The sequence below is a fragment of the Microcoleus sp. B4-D4 genome, assembly GCF_036705185.1.
Taxonomy (GTDB): Bacteria; Cyanobacteriota; Cyanobacteriia; order Cyanobacteriales; family Microcoleaceae; genus Microcoleus.
In genome coordinates, this window is record NZ_JAUBTX010000033.1 from 34,289 (window position 1) to 49,781 (window position 15,493).

Below are 15,493 nucleotides of genomic sequence, written 5' to 3' on the forward strand. Positions count from 1 at the left end.
AAACAAATTGCTGAGCATCTTTAAGTGGGTACACTTAGTATCGACATTAATACAGTGGCTTCTATAATTGTGTTTAAATGTTGTTCTGAAGCTGTGTTGTCCCGTCAGCAGATTGCCCTAGGCAGATTCGCACTTTCAATCTGGCTTATTGCACTACGATCGCTGTTGAGCGTCGCACCTTAATTTAGAAATGTCCTATGGTTAAGCTAGGTCAGTCCTCCTTTCGCCGTATTTTACTGTCGCGGATTTTGTTGCTCAGCGTGCCTGTTCTACTGGTGGGGGAGTATGTTACCTATCGCAAGGCACGCTCGACGCTTCTGGAAACCGCTCGCCAAAACTTGACAGAAAGTGCAGGCAGAAAAGCCGAAACAATTGAACAGTGGGCGAAATCGCTGAAATCGAATCTAATCGGCGCTTCGGAAAATTCGATGTTGCAGTCTGTAGAGCCAAAGGATTATCAAAAGTTTATCGCGCAATTAGGGCAGCGGTTGCCAGTTCAGGTTGATTGCTTGCAATTGACTAATTTACAGACAAATCAAGTGATGGCGAGCACTTGCGGGCAACAGCCGATTCAGGCGCTACCTACCAATTTTTGGCCGCGAGTGCAGCAGCAGCAAACGCTCCAGGACGACAAAAACGTTTACATCAGTCTGTTGTGGCCGAATCAACAAAAGCCGAGAGCAAACGGCGACAAGATGACTTTGGGTGAGGAAGATTTTTCAGGTACGGGTAAAGAAGCCCGCGACAGCCGAGTCAGTTTGGTGTTGAGCGCTCCTGTTTACATTGGTCGCGGCAACAGCCGAAAGTTGAGTTATGCTTTGAGTTTGCAGTCGGCTCTGCCGGTGCAAACGAGCGCTCCCAAGGGTTCTCTAGCCGGCTATACGGTGGCGATCGACCAAGACGGGACAATTTTGGCGCACCCGAATATCAACCGCGTCGGCCGCAATATTGCCGCGGAGGCAGATGCCGATCGACTAAAAAGTATTGTCAGAAGGGCGATCGCCGGCGGACAAGCTTTTCTCCACCTATTTTCCTTTGAAAGAAATGGCGTAGAATTGCTAGCAGGATACGCTGCCATCCCCAGCCCTTTAAGTAAAAAAGAGAACACTAAATGGATTATTTTAGCTGTCTCTCGCTTAGATTACGCTCTCTCAGGCTTAGAAGAAATTCAGCAAGTTTTATTTAACTTAATCATCGGTTTAGTTGCGGCTAGCATCGTCGCGACTTTATACCTGTCTCGCGACTTGGCGCGTCCCTTGGAACAACTGAGAGACTACGCGCTGACAGTGGATACAGAAGCGCCGCAGGCAGTGCCCCAAAATTTCCAAATTCGGGAATTCAATCAACTATCAGAAGCACTCAACAGCATGGTGGAGAGCCTGAGAGAATCGGCCAGAGAATCGGCAGTCGCAACCAAGGAAGCGCAAGTTGCCAATCAGTTGAAAAACGAATTTTTGGGCAATATTTCTCACGAACTGAGAACGCCGCTCAACGGGATTATTGGTTTTATTCAAATTGTGCGAGACGGCTACTGCGATGACCGAGAGGAAGAAATGGAGTTTTTGCAGCGCGCCCACGACTCGTCAATGCAATTGCTGAATATTATTAATGATATTTTAGACATTGCTAAAATAGAATCCGGCACGTTCTCCCTGATGTTAGAAGTAGTTGATATTACTCAGGTACTTGAAGATGCAATTGATTTGCAAGCACTTCTAATTAAAGAAAAAGGTTTGAATTTAAGCTTGCCCGAACCTCACGATCCGATTATTGTTCATGCCGATCCTGAGAAGCTAAAACAGGTGTTTATACACGTTTTGAGCAATGCTGTTAAGTTTACCGAGTCTGGCAGTATTACTATATCTGTGCGGTTAGAATCGAGTAATCATTCAGGTGGTTTTAACGGTAGTGTACCGGAAAGTGCGATCGGTAATAGTAGCAGTAAAAACGATTGGGTAGTGGTGACAATTAAAGATACCGGAATTGGTATCGATCCCGAACAGCAGCAAAAATTGTTTCAGCCTTTTGTGATGGCTGATGGTTCCACAACTCGCAAGTTTGGCGGAAATGGTTTGGGTTTGGCTATTTCCCGAAGAATAATGGAATCTATGATCGGCCGCATTACTCTGCAGAGCGCGGGTGTGGATCAAGGTACTTCGGTGATGATTTCTTTGCCTGTAAACCATCAGTCAAGTTTTTATTTTAACAGCCAGGATTTGGTAACAGAAAATGGAAATTTAAAAAATTAGGAGGTATATCATTTCGGGTGAATACTATGAGGAATGACAATTCAACTGCTCGTTACGAGGCTCAGCCTCTTTCATCTAAAGCTTGTTTGCTTGGGAAATCGAAGAATCTAAAATCTAAAATGGTATCAGGGGCTGTCCGCCGAGTTCCAAAGATTTGCTCAAAGCGCTGAGAATGCGGATTAATTCGACGGAAGCATTGCCGGAAGAGGTAGGACAAGGCGTATTTGTTTGCACGGAGGTGAGGAAGCGATCGCACACTCGCCGCAGCGGTTCTACTTGTTCTAAACTTAATATTTCGCGACTTTGGATGTTAGTAGTGGGCCGAGGCGCGATCGCACTTTCGCAAACATTATGCTCTTCCCCCCGCCGATTTGAACTAGCGTGCTGCAACATCAGCATACTTTCCGGTGACATTTCATCAAAAATCAAGGTTCCCAAACTACCAACAACGCTTAAGCGCCGCTGTTTGTCGGGATTCAGCCAGCACAGGTGAATAAGTGCTTGAAATCCGTCAGGATAGGTGAGCGTTACCCAAACTAAATCTGCTAGTTTTTCTGAAGGATTTATTGCTTCTTCCCTCTGACTTGTGACTTGTGACTTCGGAAATACAGTGCCCGTTGCTGTGACTTGAATAGGAGTTTGTTGGAGCCAAGTGTTGAAAATAGCAATATCGTGAATGGCCAAATCCCAAAGGGCATCAACATCGTGCCGCACTGGTTCATAATGAGTACGCTGAGCGTAACCGTAGCGCAATTTTCCGAGTTGATGCTGTTGAATTATTCTTTGGCCGCGATCGACTGCTGGATGAAACAGATAAGTGTGGTCAACGAAGAGTTGCCGCTGCTGTTTTTCGGCTAATTGGCACAGTTTTATTGCTTCACTGAGATTGATGGCGAGGGGTTTTTCTACTAAGACGTGGTAGCCTTTTTGCAAGGCTGTGGCTGCGAGGGTGTAGTGTGTGGAAGCTGGAGTGGCGATCGCCACAGCATCCAGTCCCGGCAATTCTTGCACTTGCGACCAATCGGTAGTTAGAATCACGGACTCATTAAAATTAAACTGTTTTTGGACAGCCATCAATGAATCTCGATTCGGATCTACCACCGCTAAAACTTGACTGTTGGGATGTTCGATAAAGTTGCGAATGAGATTAACTCCCCAGCGGCCCGCACCCAATACAGCTATTCCGATTTTCATTAATAATAAATTTTAAAAATCGCACAGCAATTATAGCATAATTTCTAATTTATTTGGTGTTATTTAATAGTAAAACTTCCACTGCCCAATGAATACTAACTACTAACTAATGACTGCTGACTAAGGACTACTGACTGCTGACTACTGACTACTAAATTTGGGTAACATACCCCTTGATGATTCGGCGGTTGAAACCGCGTCTATACAAACAAAGTCGGCCTACGCCGACTGGTTCATAAAAGGTATCCAAAACCCTGATTTGGTATGACAACTAACAACTAACAACTAACAACTAACCACTAAGAGGGCGGGCACGCACCATCCACCGCCCCTATCAACTATCAACTAACAACTAACAACTAACAACTAACAACTGACTAATTTATTGAAAGCGGAGCGAGCCGCAGCTTGTTCTGCTGCTTTGATCGATCGACCTTTTCCCTCTGCTACCAACTCTCCCTGAATACTAACTTTTGCCGTAAAACGATCCTCGCCGCCCTGGACAGTTCCGGTTTCTTCCACGGTATACTTGGGTAAAGTTTTATATTTGCCTTGAGTCAACTCTTGAAGAGCAGCTTTGTAATTTTGCCTGGCCGGATCGCTGCGAATTTCCGCCGCTAGGCGTTGAAAGTGACCGTCTAACCAAGGGCGAATTAATTCTAAAGTCTGGGCGCTCAAATAAAGCGCGGCGAGTAAGGCTTCCAAAGAATCGGCCAGTCTGGGAACAGCACCTGTTTTGTCGGCGGCGGCGCTGCTGGAAACAATTAAATAGCGATCGAACCCGTAACTTTCAGCGATTGTAGCCAAAATGCGATCGCTCACCAAGATCGATCGAATAGCCGCAAATTCCCCCACCGTACAGTCAGGATAAATCTCAAACAACAATTCAGACGCAGCCAGCCGCACCACAGCATCGCCGACAAACTCTAGCTGCTCGTAATTTGCCTTAGCAGACGCACTCGCATGAGTCAAAGCTAAATCGACGAGATGCCATTTGATCGAAGCATCCTTCGACAGTCCCAACTTTTCAATTAATGTTTCAAGTTGCTTTTGGCGACCAGGATAAAGCATATTCATAGCGAATTGGGCATTGGGAATTGGGAATTGGGAATTGGGAATTGGGAATTGGAAATCTATAGCCGAGTCTCGGTAACATGAGGCTATCTGTCGCGCATAAGCCTCGCGGGCACAGGAAGCAGCCCGCATACCTCACAACGCGATCGAATTGCTATATCTCACTTGATTCTAAAAATAATATATAAAAATTCTCCCACTCTCCCACTCTGGGATTTTTGGAGGGAAAAAAGTCGGACATAAGCCGGGTTCTGTTCTCTCAAATGCAAGCACTTTTCGATGGCAGTTATCTATCTGGGACGTTTGTTACCAAACGCCTCAAGCGGTACCAAAAAACGGAACTGGTAAAAAACCAACCATAGTCCCTCCGACCTTGCTCCCAACCGGGGTTTACCTAGCCAGCACCTCTCGATGCTGCTGGTGCGCTCTTACCGCACCTTTGCACCCTTACCCCCTAACAACTTGCAATTTTTGACGATCGATTTTTGATGCAATCTCCAATCTCTAATCTCAAATCGGGGGGCGGTATCTTTCTGTGGCACTATCCTCACGATCGCTCGCACTGGGCGTTACCCAGCAAGTTTGGTTTTTCGGGAGCCCGGACTTTCCTCAGACCAGCTTTCGCCAATCCGCAACCGCCTGCGCCTACTTTTTTCCCCAGACTTATTGTACGCGATCGTTCGTCAATCAATTGAGGATTTTAGATTTCAATCATCTTTAATAGTAGAAAAATTTTCAAACCAGCCGCGCCGCCAAAAGAAGAAAACTAAACTAGACGCGATCGCCACCATCAACGCCCAACAAAGCGGATAGCCAAAATACCAGTTCAGTTCCGGCATATTCAAAGGCGATTTTTCTGTATTGAAATTCATCCCGTATACTCCCGCCACAAAAGTTAACGGAATAAAAATACTCGAAATCACCGTTAGCAATTTCATGATTTCATTCATCTTATTGCCAACCGAAGACAGATAAACATCCATCAAACCCGACGATAACTCTCGATAGGTTTCCACCATATCCATCACCTGCACCGTGTGATCGTAACAGTCACGCAAGTAAATTCGCACCTCTGGAGTAATCAAATCGCTGCTATCTCGAATCAAAACATTAATTGCATCCCGCTGCGGCCAAATGGCGCGGCGCAGCGTCAGCAATTCTCGCCGAATTTTATAGATTTTTTCCAGGGTTTGGCGATTGGGGTTCACCACCACTTCATCCTCTAATTCTTCAATCCGCTCTCCGTAAAGTTCTAATACGGGGAAAAATCCATCTATAATCGAATCCAACAGAGTATAAGCAAGATAATCTGCTCCGTGCTTGCGAATAGCTCCTTGTCCTTTGCGAATTCGCTCGCGCACCGGATCGAAACAATCATAGTCCGGTTCTTCCTGAACACTTAGCAGGTAATGTTTGCCCAAAATGAAACTAACTTGTTCTTTATGAAAATTATCTGAATTAGGCTTAATCATCACCATCCAGGCAATAATTAAAAGGTGTTCTTCATAGTCTACAACTTTCGGGCGTTGGGGAATATTTACTACATCTTCCTGAGCCATTACGTGCAAATTAAAAACATCGCTCATTTGTCGCCAAGTTTCTTTGTTGCCCAATCCCAACATATCAACCCAAGAAACAGATTTTGTATCTAAATAGGCAGCAGCTTCTTGAGGATTTAACAATTTTTTAGGGCGAGTAGCTTTGGTTTCGCAATAGTCAATTAATACAATGTCTGGAGGTGGCGCATCCGGTTCTAAGTCTAGAGTCCCCGGCAGCGCCCCCGGATGGTCATAAAAATAATCAACGTAGGAATCATCATCATCATCTTTAATGGGTTTTTGAAATACACTCGAAGTATTTTTTATGCCTTTGTATGCCATGTGAATATCCCCAACTTTTAGTGTTTTTAATTAGGCTATCATTTTTTTCAGTATAACTAATAATTCATAGCATTTCTGAAATTTCATGCAACAGTATTTGGAGTATTCGTAAGATGTATCGTTAAAAGTTGTGTTTATTGACAATGACCCAGTTTTTCGGGTGCGTCGATCGCTCAATTGTCGATATTTTTTAGCGATTTTGTATAACGACACACCCTACGACTATTCAATCACCAATTCCCAATTCCCAATTCCCAATTCCCAATTCTAAAATCGTATTATCTTTGCCGCATGGGAATCTCGATCGCAAATTCAGTTCCCTCTCCCGGCACCGAAATGCAGCGCAGCGCGCCCCTGTGTCTTTCCACCACAATCTGATAAGAGATAGACAATCCCAAACCAGTACCCTTACCTACTGGTTTATTCGTAAAAAACGGGTCAAATATCCGAGATTTTACAGACTCTGCCATTCCCGCGCCGTTATCTGAAATGGCGATCGCCACCCAATTGTTCTCCAAAACCTCCGTGCGAATCCGAATCAAAGGTAATGCGTCACAACCCAAAGGTAAACTCGTAGAATTTTGCCGTTGGACATCCGTTGGACTAGGCAATTCCCACTTTCTATTTCTCACACTTGCCAAAGCATCAATGGCATTACTTAATATATTCATAAACACTTGATTTAACTGTCCAGCGTAGCATTCTACTTGTGGCAGCGTCCCATATTCTTTAATTATTTCAATCGGGCGATTTCTACCATTTTCTTTAAATTTGTGTTGCAAAATTAATAGCGCGCTGTCAATTCCTTCGTGAATATCAACACGCTTAATATCTGATTCTTCCAGGCGGGCAAAGTTGCGTAAAGACAGAACAATTTCACGAATGCGATCGGCTCCAGTTTGAATTGAAGTCAGCAGGTGCGGGAAATCTTCTTTCATAAATTCGACTTCTATTTCCTCAGCAAAATTCGCGATCGCAGCAACAGGTTCCGGGTAATGTTCTTGATACAAAGTACACAATTGTAGCAAATTATTCGCATACAGGCTCGCGTGAATAATATTACCGTAAATAAAACTGACAGGATTATTAATTTCGTGAGCAATTCCCGCGACTAGCTGTCCCAAACTAGACATTTTTTCCGCATGAATTAGTTGAGCTTGAGTTTTTCCTAATTGTTTCAATGTTTGCTCTAATTGGGTATTTTTATCTTTTAATTGAGATTCGGCTTGTTTGCGCTTAGTAATATTGCGAGCAATAACGATCGCCTGATTCGAGTTAAGAGGCAGCAATCTAGCTTCATAAGTTTCTTCTCCTGCCGGCATTGGTAGCGAATACTCTAGATTAACCGGAGTTCTGTTTTCGGAAACTTCCACCATTGCCAGATCGAACTGGCTGGCGACGTTGACCGGCAATATATCTGCCATTCGTTTGCCCACAAAATGCTCGGGGCTCAGGTACAAATCCGCATAATTTCCTGATAAGTAATCCAAAATAACGCCGTCAGCGTTGAGACGGAAATACAAATCGGGCAGGGCCAGAAAAACAGCTTCTAACTCGGAAGTTTTTTGGTGCAATGCTTCTTGGGCATAGTAGCGATCGCTAATATCCAAAATCACCCCGTCCAAACAGAAAACGCTCCCATCTGCGTCGAACACAGGAGAACCTTTATCCCACACCCATTTAACCGTGTTATCTGCTGCTAACAAGCGGTATTCCAAATTATAAGACTGTTTGCTTTCTATTGATTGCCGAATTGTTGCTTCTACTTTTGCCAAATCTTCCTGGTAAATAATGCTAACAAAAGTCCGGCTTCCCATCTCCAAAGGCGAAATAAAATCCGCAGCATGGTAGCCCGCTAGTAAGTAAACGGCATCGCTAATAAAACTTGTCGAAAAATCGCATTCCCAGCGATAAACAACTCCGGGAATATTAGCTACCAAAGAGCGAAATCTTGATTCACTTCTACGCAAAGCTGCTTCTGATTCATGGCGTTCTGTAATGTCGTGAGTGAAACCTAGCACTGCAAATATATTACCTTCAGCGTCGCGCAGAGGGACTTTTTGGGTGTCTAAAATATGTACTGAACCATCAGCAAGAGTTGCCGCATCGCAGGGATTGTGGATAATTTCGCCAGCTAGTACAGCAGAGTCGTCTGTGCGGAATCCTCGGATATTTTCTGCAGCATTCCCAAATACTAGATCTTCTGAAAATCCTAATTCTAAATCGGATTTGCCAATTATTTGTTCGACTGTTTTGCCGATAGCTTGAGCTAAACTTTTGTTGACCAAAATATAGCGAAATTGTTTGTCTTTGGCAAAAATCCAGTCGCTGGTTTTGTCTATTACCGTGCGGAGCAGTTGTTCGGAACTTTCGGTTTGTTCCAAAGCTACCTGCAGTTCTAGTTCCAGGCACTTGCGAGTTGTAATGTTTTCAAAAGCAACGCCGACGCAGTTGTTAGGTAAAGGAAAAGCTTTAATAGAAAAAGCACGAGTTATTCTGTCGCATTCATCGCAGTCAATATCTTCAACTTCTATGGCTTTTTGGCTGCGAATTACCGAAGCAAATGCTTGGGGAATGTTTTTCGATCGCAGGTGGGGAAAAATCTCGTCGATTGTCATGCCCAAAACGTCGGCCATTTCTAATCCGGTAAACAGGGTAGCAGCGGGATTAGAGGCGATCGCCCTTAATGTACTATCATCCTCTATATCTTCCAAATGATAGACGTACAAACCAATCTGCATATTCTCCACTATTTGGTCATAGAGGCGCACGCTTTCGTCTACCTGCCTGCGTTCAGTAATATCTTCTGTAATACCCAACACGTACTGAGGATGCCCCTGAGCGTCGAGAATTGGCACTTTGCGGGTGTGCAGTATTCTCATACCTTTGTGGCGAGTTTGGATCGGCTCTTCGGCTATTTCTTTAACCGTAGATTGGTTGCGATGAGCTGTCAATATTTCCCTATCTTGAGCCGCAAAAACATCAGCTTGTTCTTTGGGATAAATATCGTAGTCATTTTTGCCGATCGCCTCTTGAGAGGTAACACCTGCGATCGCTTCCCCGGCCTTATTCCACAGCACAAATTTTAGCGAAGAAGCATCTTTAGCAAAAACTCCCACGGGCAGATTTTCTACTACGGAATTGAGGAACCCTTTAGCGGATTTTAATTCAGCTTCTGCGCGCTTGCGTTCGATGCCTAAAGCTATGACATCGGCAACGGATGCTAAAGTTTCTTGAAATGGTGCTGTCAGCGGCTTTAAGCTGATAATTACCATGACTCCCACCAGCCTTTCTTCGACTATTAAGGGGTAGCCGGCGAAGGTAAAAATCTGCTGGGGAATTTGGCAATTTGCCGGATTTTGGCGGCTGTTGATAATTGCTAATTCGGAACTGCATAACCCTGTAACTTCGGATTTTTCTTCTAGAAGTCCAAAATTATTCAGTTCAAATCCGCAGTCAAATTGCGGTTTTTGCTGTTGGGCGATCGAGTTAACCTTACTTGCAATAAAGCTAGCCCGATCGCCTGTGCGGCTGTAGATTCCAGAGGCTGCTTGCAACTCCCAAATATTGGATTGAGAGTTTAAAGTCCAAATTTCAGCGGAGGCGACATCAATATTTCGCACCATTGCCTCGCAGCAAGGAAGCAGGATATCTTGAGGGTGTTTGGTGAGGGCAATACCGACATCGGCTACCATTGCTGTGAGGCGAGAAGCTTGGGCTTTTTCTGCTTCCAATCGTTTGCGATCTGTGATGTCTTCCACCAAAGAAAGTACGGTAAAAGAGTCGCCGCTGCGAATAATTGAGTTGAACCAGCGACACCAAATAACTTGTCCGCTTTTAGTTTTATTTTGATTGATGGAAATATTGCCATTCCCAGAGGCTAGTTCTAGTTCGATCGCGCTTACAGCCTCTCTTTCTTCTTCGCAAACCAAATCCAAATCGCCGAAATGCTTGCCCAGCATATCATCCGATGTCCAGCCAAAGATTTCTTGGGCGCGTTTAGACCACTGAACGATTCGGAAATTTTCATCCCAGCCTACCATTGCCAGCGGACTGTTAGCTGCATTCAACCACAGTAAATGATTCGATCGGCGCAACTGCTGAGTTTTCTCTTGCTGCCAGCGGTAGTGCCTGGTGATATCCCTACCGACACCCAAAACCCGCATCTGGTTGCTAGAGGCATCCACCGCTGGCGTGTAAGCCGTTTCGTAAATTTTAATTCCGCCGTCTGCCGCCCTCACCTCGTGAATGGCCAGCTTTTTTTCCCCTGTGATAAATACTTGTTGCAGGCAGGAATCAATCTGCGAGATTATGTTTTTGAGAGCAGAATTATTGGGATATAATTGCAATAATTCTTGGTTAGTTTTGTTGACTATTTCAGCAGGCTCCAATCCCATCCAAGCAGCAGCAACGGGATTGATGTATAGGTAGTTTTGCTGTCGATCGCACTCTAGGAAAGCATCAACAGAGTTAGAGAAAAAAGACTGTAACGAGTTGATAACTTCCTGCATGGGTATTTTGCGATCGCTTGCAAGTAAAGCTTTAAATTTTTCCTAAAATTAGTTTAACCCAATCAAATATTTTTGCACACTTGACTGCTGCGATTCCCGGTGCAGTTTTCGGCTCAACTCTCTAGGATACAATAATTTTCAGGAAATAGTATTTGTATGAATATAACTTAATTAGAGCAGATGCTTTTTTTTAACAAGACGCATCGGATAGAAAAGGGAGATGGGGAGATGGGGAGATGGGGAGATGGGGAGATGGGGAGATGGGGAGATGGGGAGATGGGGAGATGGGGAGAATCTTAGTTTGTAGGGTGTGCACTGCGCACCGGTTGAGTTTGTTGCCCACCGCGCCGGCATCGGTTTACCAAGTTTCCTGCTTTTTTTGTGCTCAAATTTATCATTTTAACCGGGCTGGAAGTGCGCACCCTACAGATTTGCCGAAGGTGCGCAGTTGAGTTTGTAGGGTGCGCAATGCGCACCGGTTTATTACAAAAGTTGCCGAAGGTGCGCAGTGCGGCACCCTACAAAGTGGGGACTACATCATGCCCATGCCGCCCATGCCGCCCATGCCGCCCATGCCGCCCATGCCGCCCATGCCGCCCATGCCGCCCATGCCGCCCATGTCGCCCATGTCGCCGCCGGCTTTTTTCTTCTCGGGTTTTTCGACAATCACGGCTTCGGTGGTCAACACCATGCCAGCAATGGAACCGGCATTCTGTAAAGCCGATCGCACAACCTTAGCCGGATCGATAATCCCGGCGGCAATCATATCTTCGTACACGTCGGTGAGAGCGTTGTAGCCAATGTTCAACTCGCTCGCGCGCACTCGCTCGATCGCGATCGAACCTTCAACGCCCGCATTATCAGCGATTTGACGCAAAGGAGCTTCCAAAGCCTTCGCAACCAAGTCAGCGCCTACTTGTTCTTCAGCGTCTAAAGTGTTTTTGATTGCATCTATTTTGGTAATCAGGTGAATCAGCGTCGTGCCGCCTCCTGCGACGATGCCTTCTTCCACAGCAGCTTTAGTAGCGTTGAGAGCATCTTCAATGCGAAGTTTGCGGTCTTTGAGCTCGGTTTCGGTAGCTGCGCCTACTTTAATTACAGCGATACCGCCAGCTAGTTTGGCAATGCGTTCGCTCAATTTTTCTTGATCGTAATCGGAATCCGTCGCTGCTAGTTGCTTGCGAATTTGCTCGATCCGTGTTTGCACGTCAGCTTTGTGTTCATCGCCAGCGACAATGATCGTGTTTTCTTTGTCGATCGTAATTTTGCGGGCGGTACCGAGCATTTCTAGTGTTGCGGTATCAATGCTGAGTCCGACTTCTTCGGAAATCAGTTGACCGCCGGTCAGAACGGCGATATCTTGTAGCATAGCCTTGCGTCGATCGCCAAAACCAGGAGATTTGGTAGCTGCGACGTTCAACACGCCACGAGCTTTGTTGATGACCAAAGTTGCCAAAGCTTCGCCTTCAATATCTTCGGCGATAATTAGCAGGGGTTGACCGGTGCGGGCGACTTTTTCGAGAACCGGAATTAATTCTTGAATGGAGTTAATTTTTTTGTCGGTGATCAGGATGCGAGCATTTTCATACTCAACTTCCATGCGATCGCTATTGGTGACAAAATACGGCGAAAGATATCCGCGATCGTACTGCATCCCTTCGACAACTTCCAATTCTGTTAACAGAGATTTCGACTCTTCAACAGTAATTACGCCGTCTTTGGTGACTTTTTCCATTGCTTGCGCGATCATCGCGCCTACTTCTTCGTCGTTACCGGCGGAGACAGTGGCGACCTGAGCAATGGCCGCGCCTTCGACTGGTTTCGCCAATTTTTCGATTTCTTTGACCAAATGGGCGATCGTTTTGTCAATACCCCGGCGCAGGGCGACTGGATTTGCGCCTGCTGCGACGTTTTTCAAACCTTCGCGAATCAGAGATTGAGCGATCACCGTGGCGGTTGTAGTGCCGTCGCCTGCGATATCTTTAGTTTTGGAGGCGACTTCTTGAATTAAGCGAGCGCCGGCATTTTCCAGGGGGTCTTCGAGTTCGATTTCCCTAGCAACGGTGATACCGTCGTTAACGATTTGAGGAGCACCGTATTTTTTTTCTAATAGGACGTTCCGGCCTTTCGGGCCCAAGGTGATGCGGACTGCATCGGCGAGTTGATTTACCCCGCGTTCTAGTGCCCGCCTAGATTTGTCGCTAAATGCAACTATTTTGGTCATGTTTGTCTCCTTTGGCTTACATAGCAAATTTAGCACTCTCTGAGTCTGAGTGCTAAGCCGATCGATTTTTGATTGTAGCGCACCCCAGCTTTCTAGGGGATGGGGGAGGCGGATTGGGGATGGCGGGCGAGGAGTGCGGGTGGCTCAGGACACGGCGCTGTGGTGTCTCCACGGATATAATGTGGTTTGTGTCATTTCGCGCGATCGGCTTTTGTCTCAAGTCCAATCCCAATTTTGATAGCCAGTCATCCCAAAGCACAATTTTCATTCAAAAAATTCTTAACTTCGATCGATCGTCTAGCTTAGGATAGAGCTTCCTTCTAGCTTCTTTTTACCTTGAGCAAAGCCTTTCATGCCTTCTTCCTAATGACAACGGACAACTGACAACTACCAACTGACAACTAAGAGGACGGGCACGCACCATCCACCGCCCCTACCAACTGACAACTAAGAGGGCGGGCACGGGGCACCGCCCCTACCAACTGACAACTAACAACTGACAACTGACAACTGACAACTGACAACTGACAACTGACAACTGACAACTAACAACTGACAACTGACAACTGACAACTAACAACTGACAACTGACAACTGACTTAACATAATGGCTCGTTATTCTCGACTACAAAAACTCGGTTCTTATATGCGCCCCCACTGGAAACCCGCATTCTGGGGCGTTTTATCGCTATTAATTGTCAATGCTGTGGGCGTTTACATTCCCCTGCTGATTCGGAATGCCATTGACACTCTCCAAGTTGCAACTAAATTTGACCAAGTTTTCAACTACGTGCTCCTAATTCTGCTCCTCGCCTCAATTATGTGGGGAATTCGGATGGTGTCGCGGATTTTGCTGTTTGGCGTGGGCCGTCAAGTTGAATTTGACCTCAAACAGCAAATATTTAATCATTTATTAACATTAGAACCGTCTTATTTTGCTGTTAATACAGTAGGGGATTTAATTAACCGGGCTACTTCCGATTTAGACAACATTCGCCGCTTGGTGGGGTTTGCGGTGCTGAGTTTGGCGAATACAGCTTTTGCCTATGCTTTGACTTTGCCAGTGATGCTGGGAATTGATGTACGGCTGACGCTGTTGGCGATCGCAGTTTATCCTGTAATGCTAGTTTTGGTGCAGTTATTTAGCGACAAACTTCGCATCCAGCAATTAGCCGTACAAGAAGAACTATCGGCAATGAGCGATTTGATTCAAGAAGATATGAGCGGCATTTCCGTAATTAAAATCTACGCTCAAGAAGAAAATGAACGCCGCGCTTTTCGCAATTCTAACGCCCAATTGCTATCAGCAAATTTGGAACTCGCAAAAACCAGAAACTTTCTTTTTCCACTGCTGGGCGGTTTGGCAAGCATCAGCTTGTTAGTGCTGCTTTCTGCTGGCGGCGGCGCAATTGCTAAGGGCGAAATTAGCATCGGCGATTTTGTGGCGCTGCTGATTTACGTCGAGCGTTTGGTGTTTCCGACAGCGCTGTTGGGTTTCACAATTACTGCTTACCAGCGCGGAGAAGTCAGTGTCGATCGCATCGAATCAATTCTCACTGTGGAAGCGCAAATTAAGGATGCTGCAGGTGCAGTTGAAATACCAACTCCAGTAATCGGCGAAATTGCTGCCAGCAACTTAAATTATACTTATCCCGGTGCTAAGACACCCGCGCTCAAGAATGTCAATTTTACCATAAAACCGGGGGAAACAGTCGCAGTTGTTGGGGCGATCGGCTCTGGAAAATCAACCTTAGCTAACGCACTGCCGCGCTTGCTAGATATCGATCCGGGTGAATTATTTTTGGACGGACACGATATTACCGAAGTGAAGTTGAACCAATTGCGCGGGGCGATCGCCTACGTGCCCCAAGAAAGCTTTTTGTTCGGCACTACCATCAAGAATAACATCCGCTACGGCAATCCCTTAGCAGAACAGCCAGAAGTTGAATCAGCAGCCAAACAAGCGCAAATTCACCCCGAAATCCTCAACTTTCCGCAGCAATACAAAACAGTTGTCGGCGAACGCGGCATTACCTTATCCGGCGGACAGCGGCAGCGGACAGCATTAGCCAGAGCCTTATTAGTTGACGCTCCCGTGCTAATTTTGGACGACGCTCTTTCCAGCGTAGACAATCAAACAGCTACCGATATTCTGCATAACTTGGCAACAGGAACCGATCGCAAAACAGTGATTTTCATCTCCCATCAGATGTCCGCTGCTGCTACAGCCGATCGCATTTTCGTCATGGAAAAAGGAGAAATAGTCCAAAGTGGCACTCACGCAGAATTGGTAGGACAACCAGGGCTTTATCAGTATCTGTGGAACCAGCAAAAACTAGAAGAATTGCTGCATTGACTTGT

General features: G+C 45.8%; 8 protein-coding genes and 1 other RNA gene. 2 read left to right on the forward strand and 7 right to left on the reverse strand.

Features of this window, described 5'->3' with window-relative positions:
• The first annotated feature begins 197 nt into the window (after window positions 1-197).
• The gene (locus tag QUB13_RS21470; protein WP_333384528.1) at window positions 198-2,249 is read left to right on the forward strand and encodes a sensor histidine kinase; all 2,052 of its coding nucleotides are present in this window, start codon (window positions 198-200) and stop codon (window positions 2,247-2,249) included.
• A 114-nt stretch (window positions 2,250-2,363) separates the two neighbouring features.
• Here the strand turns inward: QUB13_RS21470 and QUB13_RS21475 are convergent, their stop codons facing one another.
• From QUB13_RS21475 to QUB13_RS21505, 7 genes are all read right to left on the reverse strand, one after another.
• The gene (locus tag QUB13_RS21475) at window positions 2,364-3,443 is read right to left on the reverse strand and encodes a Gfo/Idh/MocA family protein (RefSeq protein WP_333384533.1); all 1,080 of its coding nucleotides are present in this window, start codon (window positions 3,441-3,443) and stop codon (window positions 2,364-2,366) included.
• A 366-nt stretch (window positions 3,444-3,809) separates the two neighbouring features.
• Window positions 3,810-4,520 (reverse strand): ribonuclease III, encoded by a 711-nt coding sequence (gene rnc / locus QUB13_RS21480; protein WP_333384585.1) that lies wholly within the window; start codon window positions 4,518-4,520, stop codon window positions 3,810-3,812.
• Between the two features lie 222 nt (window positions 4,521-4,742).
• Window positions 4,743-5,169, reverse strand: an RNA gene (gene rnpB, locus QUB13_RS21485) — RNase P RNA component class A.
• A 55-nt stretch (window positions 5,170-5,224) separates the two neighbouring features.
• A complete protein-coding gene (gene corA / locus QUB13_RS21490) occupies window positions 5,225-6,397 on the reverse strand; it encodes a magnesium/cobalt transporter CorA (RefSeq protein ID WP_333093327.1) in 1,173 nt (390 codons plus the stop codon).
• A 278-nt stretch (window positions 6,398-6,675) separates the two neighbouring features.
• Window positions 6,676-10,908, reverse strand: coding sequence for a PAS domain-containing protein (locus QUB13_RS21495; protein ID WP_333384537.1), 4,233 nt, complete (start codon window positions 10,906-10,908; stop codon window positions 6,676-6,678).
• A 532-nt stretch (window positions 10,909-11,440) separates the two neighbouring features.
• Window positions 11,441-13,132 (reverse strand): chaperonin GroEL, encoded by a 1,692-nt coding sequence (groL, locus tag QUB13_RS21500; protein WP_333093329.1) that lies wholly within the window; start codon window positions 13,130-13,132, stop codon window positions 11,441-11,443.
• Window positions 13,133-13,184: 52 nt separating this feature from the next.
• Window positions 13,185-13,400 carry a hypothetical protein gene (locus tag QUB13_RS21505; RefSeq protein WP_333384540.1) on the reverse strand — a complete coding sequence of 72 codons (216 nt, stop codon included), beginning with the start codon at window positions 13,398-13,400 and terminating at the stop codon, window positions 13,185-13,187.
• Window positions 13,401-13,739: 339 nt separating this feature from the next.
• On the opposite strand from QUB13_RS21505, the gene QUB13_RS21510 reads away from it, so the two are divergent.
• Entirely contained in the window at window positions 13,740-15,488 is a 1,749-nt protein-coding gene (locus tag QUB13_RS21510) for an ABC transporter ATP-binding protein (RefSeq protein WP_333384543.1), read from the forward strand.
• The last annotated feature ends 5 nt before the right edge of the window (window positions 15,489-15,493 follow it).

What these genes read in the sequence shown, in the direction of transcription:
- groL (WP_333093329.1), bottom strand. Translation starts at nt 13,132, where the DNA reads ATGACCAAAATAGTTGCATTTAGCGACAAATCTAGGCGGGCACTAGAA.
- QUB13_RS21510 (WP_333384543.1), top strand. Translation starts at nt 13,740, where the DNA reads ATGGCTCGTTATTCTCGACTACAAAAACTCGGTTCTTATATGCGCCCC.
- QUB13_RS21505 (WP_333384540.1), bottom strand. Translation starts at nt 13,400, where the DNA reads ATGAAAATTGTGCTTTGGGATGACTGGCTATCAAAATTGGGATTGGAC.
- corA (WP_333093327.1), bottom strand. Translation starts at nt 6,397, where the DNA reads ATGGCATACAAAGGCATAAAAAATACTTCGAGTGTATTTCAAAAACCC.
- QUB13_RS21475 (WP_333384533.1), bottom strand. Translation starts at nt 3,443, where the DNA reads ATGAAAATCGGAATAGCTGTATTGGGTGCGGGCCGCTGGGGAGTTAAT.
- QUB13_RS21495 (WP_333384537.1), bottom strand. Translation starts at nt 10,908, where the DNA reads ATGCAGGAAGTTATCAACTCGTTACAGTCTTTTTTCTCTAACTCTGTT.
- rnc (WP_333384585.1), bottom strand. Translation starts at nt 4,520, where the DNA reads ATGAATATGCTTTATCCTGGTCGCCAAAAGCAACTTGAAACATTAATT.
- QUB13_RS21470 (WP_333384528.1), top strand. Translation starts at nt 198, where the DNA reads ATGGTTAAGCTAGGTCAGTCCTCCTTTCGCCGTATTTTACTGTCGCGG.